We start from the raw sequence: 8,252 nt of genomic DNA on the forward strand, positions 1-8,252 counted from the left end.
CCGGCAAGGTTAGGATTAATCTTAATGGCTTGGTTGTAATCATCTATTGCTCCTTGCTTATCTCCTAATTCAGATTTAACATTTCCCCGGTTGCTGTAAAATGCTGCACGAGGACTAAATTTAATTGCTTTTTTTATCGCTGTCTCTGCTTCTTTATATCTTTTTAAATTAGATAAAATAACAGATTTGATATTATATAAATTAGAATTATTCGGCTGGAGTCCAATTGCTTTATTGATAGCTACTAAAGCTTTATCTAGTTGCTTTGATTCCCGATAAATTATACTTAGATAATTCCAAGCAGGAACAAAATCAGGTTGAGATTTCACCGCCAATTCCAATGCAGCTATACTCTCTGGATCTTTTCCACTCCAACCTAAAGCCAAACCCTTACCATAATAAGCTAAATGAATAAATTTTGGTTTCAGTTTAATTGCTCTATCAAAAGCCTCTACTGCTTCTTCATGACGACGTAAACGCCACAGTTGATTTCCTCTTTCTATCCATTGACTGGCGGTAGTATTTACTTTAGAAACATCTACTGATAATATTGCTGTTTTAATAGAATCAGCTTTTTGTGTATTTAGTTCTGGTGGTGGGGTGGTTTCTACATTTTGTGCTTGGGTATTCAGTCGGGTTGCTATTCCTAAAAAGGTACTCACAGGAATACCCAAACTATTACCTAATTGGATTGTCCCGCCACTACTACTATTATTATCAATAACAGCTTCTCCCTCCGTCCTACCATGAATACCAATTACCCGCCCTTGGGAGTCTAATACGGGTCCCCCACTCATGCCCCCAAAGGTGATACTACTATAAACTAATTCATATCCACCTGTTAAGGAAATTGAGCTTTGTGATGTACCAGAACTATTGTTTTTAAAATCTGATTGTGTAGTTTGAAATAATCCTTGTTCTTTACTAAAAATCTGTCCCAATGTGAATCGCCAAGGTGATTTATCTCCTAATCTGGGATACCCAGCCGTAAACATATATTCAAAATCTTTCGGATTATAATTTGCCAAAGTAGCAACTTGATAATTTTCTTTTTCTTTTTTAAATTTAACTACTGCTAAATCAACCCCTTCTTCTAATTTAATGCTGTTTGGTACGATAGAATGTTGTTTATTATCTGCGGTGAGGATTTGATAATTAAAGTTCCCACAGGGTTCGGCGGCCTTTTCTTTTTCACAGAGAACATGAGCCGCAGTTAATACAGTGTAAATATCTCCTTGTTTAGTGATAATTACTCCTGAACCATTAGCCTTACTACTACTATCAATTCTGACGGTAATTTGTTTAGCTTTTTGTTCTAAATCTCCTAACCATCCTGTTAACGGTACTTCTGCTATAGCCTGTTTAATATCTGGTATAGGTAAATTATAAGCGGTGAGAATTTCTGGTTTTACTTGTGCTAAAAAAGTGGTGATTGCTATTCCCCAACTAAGTTTTCGCATTTGTTGGATTTCTTGTTCGTTGGGTTTTGAACCATCAGGATAAACATAACCTGTATTTAATATTGGGTATGCACTTCTACCATTTATTCCTATTAGTTCTCCCGCAGAGTTAATAATTGCACCTCCACTCATTCCTTGGTCAATATCGCTGCTATAACCTATTTGATAGCCTTCTTTTAATGGTTTGTCAGCTATTTTTTGCACTGTTCCTGTACGAAATACTATCTCTCCTTTTGTGGAAGAATATCCTGCTGCCATAACTTCCATTTCTGTAGAAGGAACAAAGTTAGCAACTTCTGTTAAACAATAATTTTCATTAGTTTGAAATTCTAACAAAGCTAAATCAGAATTTTCAAATTTAGTATTTGTCACGGTTTTTGCATCATAAATTTTACCATCTGATGTTTTTAAACGAATGTTGTTAACTCCCCTAATTACATGATGGTTAGTCAGAACTAAATATGTATTACCGCGTTGAGCCAGTAGTGTTCCTGAACCACCGTTATTATCTCCCATTACTCTGACAGTAATTCTCTTAGCTATGGTTTGCAGTTGCTTTTCTGAATATCCTCCATTGTCTCCATTATCCGCTTTGATAACACATAAAGGATTTTCTACAGGTTGAACATTAGCAGTAGTTTTACCAGCAAATAATTGGCAAGTTAACAGAACTAAAGAGGAAGCTAAGATAATGTTTTTTTTCATGATGAAATCTCACTAAATAAATGGTAAAAAAATGAGAAGAATTAACACATGGCGATTGGAAATCGCCGCTACACAGGCAAAACCCACCTGCGTGGGTTCAAAGAGTCCGCGAAGGCGGACTTCGTTTTTGTAGCCCCAGACTTCTAGTCTGAGGGCTATCCTTAAACCTCAAATATTTTAGCTTGCTGCGACTCCCCATAAGCCACCATAATCTGAAACTTTTCCCCCAACTCAGCACTAAATTCCAATTGAATCCAGTTATCTTCATCTCTCGATATAACCTCTAAAATATTTTCTCCCAATTCATCAGTAATATTTAATTTCACCCCTTGAGGTAAAACATGATTTCCCACCGGATATACTTGAGTTAAAATATTCACTTCTCCTTCAGAACCAGCAGCAACTTTTATCACTAATGCCACAGAAATTTGCTCAAAGTGCATTCCCAAATCAATTTTCTGTCCCCGCGTCATACTGACAGCACTCTTAAAAGCTAATCCTAATTGTTGGGGATTTAATAGATGTTCAATAGTTTGCCAACCTGCATCTACAAAACCATCTAACCATTGTCCAATTTTCACTAAATTAGATGATTCTTCATGCTGTGGAGATTTAGCTATTTCTAATTCACTCAAGTACAGTAAGAAATCCTCCAAAGATTGCAACTGACTCAGAGGAACTTCTGCTTCAGCTTGAAGTGTAAAACCTAAAATTTTCGCCTCTTTTAAATCAGAGTTAAATTCCACAGCCACATAACCTATTCTATCCTCCCAAACTTCCGGCGGAATTTCACATACTTCTGCCTTTGGTAAAACTGGACGACATTCTAATTTACCTAAATTTTTTACTTCTAAATCAGCCACATTCATCAATTGAATTACTAAAAAGTCACAGCTATAACTTCCTTGCCAATCAGTCTCAAATCCCATACACTGGAGATAATTATCTACAGCATATACAGCCAAAGTATTAAGATAAATCTGTTGCCGCTTATCAGGGTTAGAAATACCTTGGCTATATTCTTGAGCAATTCCATGAGCTTCTGTAGATAAAGCCACGCTAAAAGTTAGTTGTTCAGTGATGCTATTCATGAGACAATCTCCAAAATTTTCATAGTGAATTAATTCAGCCTCTATATATATTTCTTTAAATAAGTAATAATTTTACGCATCCGTCGCTGGTAGAAACTAGAAGCTGTTGAAAGTGGTACTTTTAATTCCTCAGAAATTTCCTTCCATTGCTTACCATCTAAAACCAACAGCAGAATAGCTTTTAAATTAGCTTGAGGATGATCTTTAATACAGTCATTCTCTAAAACATTCTCTGGATCATTCTCAATAATTTCCTTTAACTGTTGGTGATCAGATATCTCATTGTCTGCTGGGAAATCTTTGTTGATTTCATCTAAAGACAGTATTTGAGCAACTTGTTGATGCTTAGGAATCTGAGTAATCCCTCTTTTTTTGTCCTTTTTACCCACATCAGAAATTCGCCTAGAAAAGATCATATTTACCCATGCCATTACAGGATATTGAGGATTATATTGTTCAATTTTTTGACAAATTTCTATGAATGTGAGTTGTAATGCTTCATAATAATAATCTTCATAGTTCGGTGATTCCAACCACTGAACTTGCTTGCTCAATTTCCCAGAACCGTCAATAGCATTAATCAGCTTATTTAAAGCTATGCGTCTTTTTGCTCTGTCCGTGGGATTTTTACTGTCAGTCGGATATCGCTTGGCTTCATTAACTAGCTGTTGCAGTTCTTGGTTGAGAGCATCATCTCTTCCTAGAAAATCATTTGTCATCTCGCACTCCGCACTCTCCTGTAAAGATATCTATTCTCGTATCTTCCCCTGTCTGAAAGTTTTACGCAAAAACTTCCATTCTTTACAAAACTTTATATTCTATAGTGATCGCTCTCCAACAAGGGTTGGAAATTTATTCCTCAATTGGAAAGAGCGTATCATAGGGGCGTGCAACGTAAAAATAGAACCCATTTGAAAGGTTGAGATGCGTGATTTTTCTAGGAAATTGGCCATTTTTTGTAATGTTATTAAACTGTCTGCTAACGCAGACATAAACGAAAACCCAAACTATAGCTATTTACAACCCCAACCAAGATTAAAACCCATGCTGAAAAAAACCACAAACCCAAAAACTGATTGACACCTTAAAACTACTCCCTCCACACTGGCCTATCATCCCCACCCAAGGAAAAAGACCATTAGGGTATCAATGGGAACAACACCCCTGGTCTCCTCAAACATTGCTGAACCAACTCCAGCAATATGAAAAAGTCCCAATCAGAAACCGCCATCACGGTTTTTACAAAATAACCCCCACAGGTATAGGTGTCCTTTGCGGTCAAAACTCCCAGGAATTTTTAATCGCCATAGACTGTGATGGATACAGCGCCCATGCAGCAATTATCGCACATCAACCACTACCCACCACAGTTGCATTTACATCAGGACGACCAGGAAGGGCGCAATATTTACTGAAATTGCCAGGTAACACTCATCCTCACCTCAAATCCCGCAAAATCACCACCGCCCCCGGTGAAGTTTTAGAATTTAGGGGTACTAAACTACCATCAATACTTCCCCCCAGTATTCATCCAGAAACAGGTTATTATCGTTGGCTGAGTGGTTGTCGTCCTGACCAAATCGAAATAGCGATCGCACCATCTTGGATAATCGAACAGATGACTAAACGTGCGAAATTACCAAAAAGAGATTACCACAAAAACAGCAACTTTTTACCACCCAATCCAGAATTTACAGGTGAGGAGACAGAAACAGCACTGCTACTACTAGAAATTATTCATCCTCGCTTTGCAGATAAATATGATTCATGGATCAAAGTAGGAATGGCTTTGAAATCCGTCAATCCTACCCTATTTTCTGCTTGGGAGGAATGGAGTCAGCTATCAGCTAAATACACACCAGGGGAGTGTGAATACAAATGGCAATCTTTCCGAAAATGGGGGATAAATATGCAGATTTTACACCGTTTAGCTAATCTTTCTTAACTACAAATTATGTCAAAAATTGAAAATCAACAAATTGTGGATACAGATGTAGAAACTGACGATAACGATGCTGATTTCACCACCTCATTCACAGAAACTGATCTTGTTAACGTGGCATCTGAAAAGGAAAATAGATTTGATTTTGACAGCAACACTATCATCTTAGGCATCCAAATTTTACCAGCAAATCAACACGATTTACGACAAGTGTTTATCACGGCTGGAATCAAAAGAGAACCACCAGTCACGCAAGTTAGTACACTGCATGAAATCGAACAATATCCAGTAATAGCTGAAGTTCTCACGAAACTAAAAGCCATTTTACCACAAATAGCAGAACAATCTCAACAAAAAGAAGTTCAAAAACAAAAAATATCTGTCAACCAATCAGAGAATAACAAAATTGTCAATCCTCCTGATTTACCACCAACCAATATTCACAAAACTAACCCATCTAATCAATTAACACTGTTTTAATATGCCTTACATTTTGATGATTGAAGGTCAAGAAATACCCATAGCTGATGAAATTGCAGCTACTGACGAAACTCTCCGCAATGCCCTGACACCATTCTACCCAGAAATTGCTCATGCAGAAATTACGCGAACAGATAAAGACGGAATTACCCAAATTCGCATGGTCAAGAAAGCAGGTACTAAAGGTTTAGGTGATATCCTCCAAGCTTTAATTACCAGCGAACATCAATTTAACCCAGCTTTACTATTAAGCTGGCAAATCAAAATGTTAGAAATTCAAGGTCATCTGAATATCGAAAATCTGCTGTTATTACAAGATGAATTGGAAACAGCAATTACCACTGGGAGAGAATGGCAAACTGAATTAGAGAAGAGTTTAAAGATTCTCAAAAAATCTCCTGCTATACCTTCACAAATACCAATTTCCGGCTTCTAATGCAGTCTCAATATCAATTGGCTGCTGAGTCTTTGAAGAAATACCAGATTCCCCAAACTGTGCAAGAGGGAATTTGGTATTTAGAAGAACTCAGCGAACAAATTAATTACCTCAGTCTCTACAAAGAACTGTTTCCCCGTGAATGGTCATCCTCAAAAACTCCCTTGAGACAACATTCACATCCCAGTGTTTACAGTGACCTAGAAATTGAGTTTTTAGAACTTGTAAATGAGTGGTTATTTCCCATAGATTACCACGAAGATTTTCGGGAATGCACAGAAAGGTACACAGAAATTCCCGTTTACTCCCAAAACACAGATTGGTGGGAAATAGGTTTAGAAGAACTCAGTTTCACAGAACAATTCCTCTTATCACTGATAGGTTATGGACATTCTCAAGAAGATTGGAATTCTTGCTTTGGTTTCATTCCTCATAAATTGGTAACAGTGGATAAAATCAATTGGGATAAACTTTCATTACTTTGTCAACAAACAACATCACCTTTGTCTCTACTTTATGATGTCATATCTATCATTGACCACAGCACAGAATGTATTTGGTTAAATGTCACCCATGAAGAATATGTCTCCTTTGACTGGGAACAAGCAGTGCTAAAATATTTAGCCGAACAGTGGCAATTATGCCAAACATATTGCCAGAAAATGACGGAATTTTCCGAATGGATTGAATCTTCTATTGACCATAGAAAACAGGTAATCAAACTATGGAACAAAGCACGGTATTAACTAACATTTTACCTCTACTCAACATCAGTGATATCTCACATTCAATTATCAACCAAACTACTCATGCAGAAACACTAGCACATCTGTTATTTCTGCCAGGACAATACCTTCTAGTTTACAAAGAAGGAGAAACAACAAATTACAAATTTATCGCTCCTGCTGCGTTGAGAGAAGCATTTGCGGCTGAACCCATTGACTCAGGTTATTTACCAGCAAATACCGTGAGGTGGGGAAGATGTCACAAAGGAGAATGGTTAGTGCAGTTTTATCCACCACAACGTTATTGCATTTCCTTGGAAAATACGACTTTTAAAATACCTATGCCGGGGTTAATATTTGCCGGATGTAATCGTCAATATTGGATTTGGGCTATTAAGAAATTCGAGCAAAATTCTCCCCTATTTTATGCACCTTTACCAAACGTGATGGAGAACGGTTCTATCTGTTTTGGTGACAATTCAGTTCCCAATTGTTCCCCTGAAAATATCATGCAGGTATGGGAATTGTTTTGGGATAGTGCGTTCAATCAAGATTCGGTGCAGGGTAAATCTAAATCATATCCTGAAAATGTGCGATCGCATTTACAGCAACTACACAACAACAAATCTAAAAGATACCCCACGCGGGATTTAGTTCCTTGGGGTAACAAAACCATCACCACTGCAATTGAGCAGATTATCTCATGACTATACCTGCGCTCATCAATTATCAATTTGCCACCAGCACCGACTTACCACCGATAACAGGCAAAATGATGGAATACTGGGTAGCTGGGAACGGAGTGTTTGTCCGTGCTACACGTCAAGAACTATCTGCGTGCTTTCCTATCAAACAATGCAGTATTCGCGGTTTACCCCATCTCACACCCTACTTTCACCTGCAATATCCCTTGGTTTCTGCTAGGTTAACGTTGCAAATTTTACAGTTAGCTCAAAATGCGGGACACCAAGAAATACTCTTCTATCTCTGCTTTACGGACGGAGAGTGGCATCTGCACACCCCAGAACAAACTGCCACATCTACTAGTGTAACTCCAGTAGAGGCAACCACCTTATCATATCAGACTGCAATGATTGAGGTACACAGTCACCACAGTATGAGCGCAAAATTTTCTGCAACTGACGACGAGGAAGAAGCTGGAAAATTCAGAATCTTCGCTGTTTTGGGTGAGATTTTCACTAATCCCCATATCTGTGTGCGGTTGGGTACATACAGCCACTTTTGGTACATCCCTGCTAACTGGGTATTTGAGTTACCAAGCTGTTTAACATCCAATTCAGTAGCATCTGCATGATGACAGCTATTTTCAGGTAAATAAACCACAGTTTTTGTTTCGCGCAGAGACGCAGAGAACGCAGAGGTAAAAATTCAGGGAATAATACCGCTACAAAA

Annotated in this window: 9 protein-coding genes; 6 read left to right on the plus strand and 3 right to left on the minus strand. The window is 37.9% G+C overall.

The features are described 5' to 3' along the window. From FJR38_RS25855 to FJR38_RS25865, 3 genes are all read right to left on the minus strand, one after another. On the minus strand, positions 1–2,165 hold a 2,165-nt coding region (locus FJR38_RS25855), incomplete at its 3' end, for a tetratricopeptide repeat-containing serine protease family protein (protein ID WP_168540334.1). Positions 2,166–2,326: 161 nt separating this feature from the next. Beyond that, positions 2,327–3,256 (minus strand): DUF1822 family protein, encoded by a 930-nt coding sequence (locus FJR38_RS25860; RefSeq protein WP_168540336.1) that lies wholly within the window; start codon positions 3,254–3,256, stop codon positions 2,327–2,329. Positions 3,257–3,297: 41 nt separating this feature from the next. Further along, positions 3,298–3,975, minus strand: a complete 678-nt coding sequence (locus FJR38_RS25865; RefSeq protein WP_168540338.1) for a sigma-70 family RNA polymerase sigma factor — start codon at positions 3,973–3,975, stop codon at positions 3,298–3,300. 392 nt (positions 3,976–4,367) lie between these two features. Between FJR38_RS25865 and FJR38_RS25870 the strand changes: the two genes are divergently transcribed. The 6 genes from FJR38_RS25870 to FJR38_RS25895 are packed head-to-tail and all read left to right on the plus strand — an operon-like array spanning position 4,368 to position 8,154. Further along, positions 4,368–5,201, plus strand: coding sequence for a bifunctional DNA primase/polymerase (locus FJR38_RS25870; protein ID WP_371418299.1), 834 nt, complete (start codon positions 4,368–4,370; stop codon positions 5,199–5,201). Positions 5,202–5,210: 9 nt separating this feature from the next. Beyond that, a complete protein-coding gene (locus FJR38_RS25875) occupies positions 5,211–5,678 on the plus strand; it encodes a hypothetical protein (protein WP_168540340.1) in 468 nt (155 codons plus the stop codon). A 1-nt stretch (position 5,679) separates the two neighbouring features. Continuing rightward, positions 5,680–6,114, plus strand: coding sequence for a hypothetical protein (locus FJR38_RS25880; RefSeq protein WP_168540342.1), 435 nt, complete (start codon positions 5,680–5,682; stop codon positions 6,112–6,114). After that, the gene (locus FJR38_RS25885; protein ID WP_168540344.1) at positions 6,114–6,860 is read left to right on the plus strand and encodes a hypothetical protein; all 747 of its coding nucleotides are present in this window, start codon (positions 6,114–6,116) and stop codon (positions 6,858–6,860) included. The genes FJR38_RS25880 and FJR38_RS25885 overlap by 1 nt, the downstream gene beginning before the upstream one ends. After that, entirely contained in the window at positions 6,839–7,546 is a 708-nt protein-coding gene (locus FJR38_RS25890) for a prokaryotic E2 ligase family D protein (protein WP_168540346.1), read from the plus strand. Before FJR38_RS25885 ends, FJR38_RS25890 begins: the two co-directional genes overlap by 22 nt. Further along, complete coding sequence (locus FJR38_RS25895) at positions 7,543–8,154, plus strand: Mov34/MPN/PAD-1 family protein (protein WP_168540348.1); 612 nt, start codon at positions 7,543–7,545, stop codon at positions 8,152–8,154. The genes FJR38_RS25890 and FJR38_RS25895 overlap by 4 nt, the downstream gene beginning before the upstream one ends. Positions 8,155–8,252 lie beyond the last annotated feature (98 nt).

This window comes from Anabaena sp. UHCC 0253 (assembly GCF_009712085.1).
Classification (GTDB): Bacteria; Cyanobacteriota; Cyanobacteriia; order Cyanobacteriales; family Nostocaceae; genus Dolichospermum.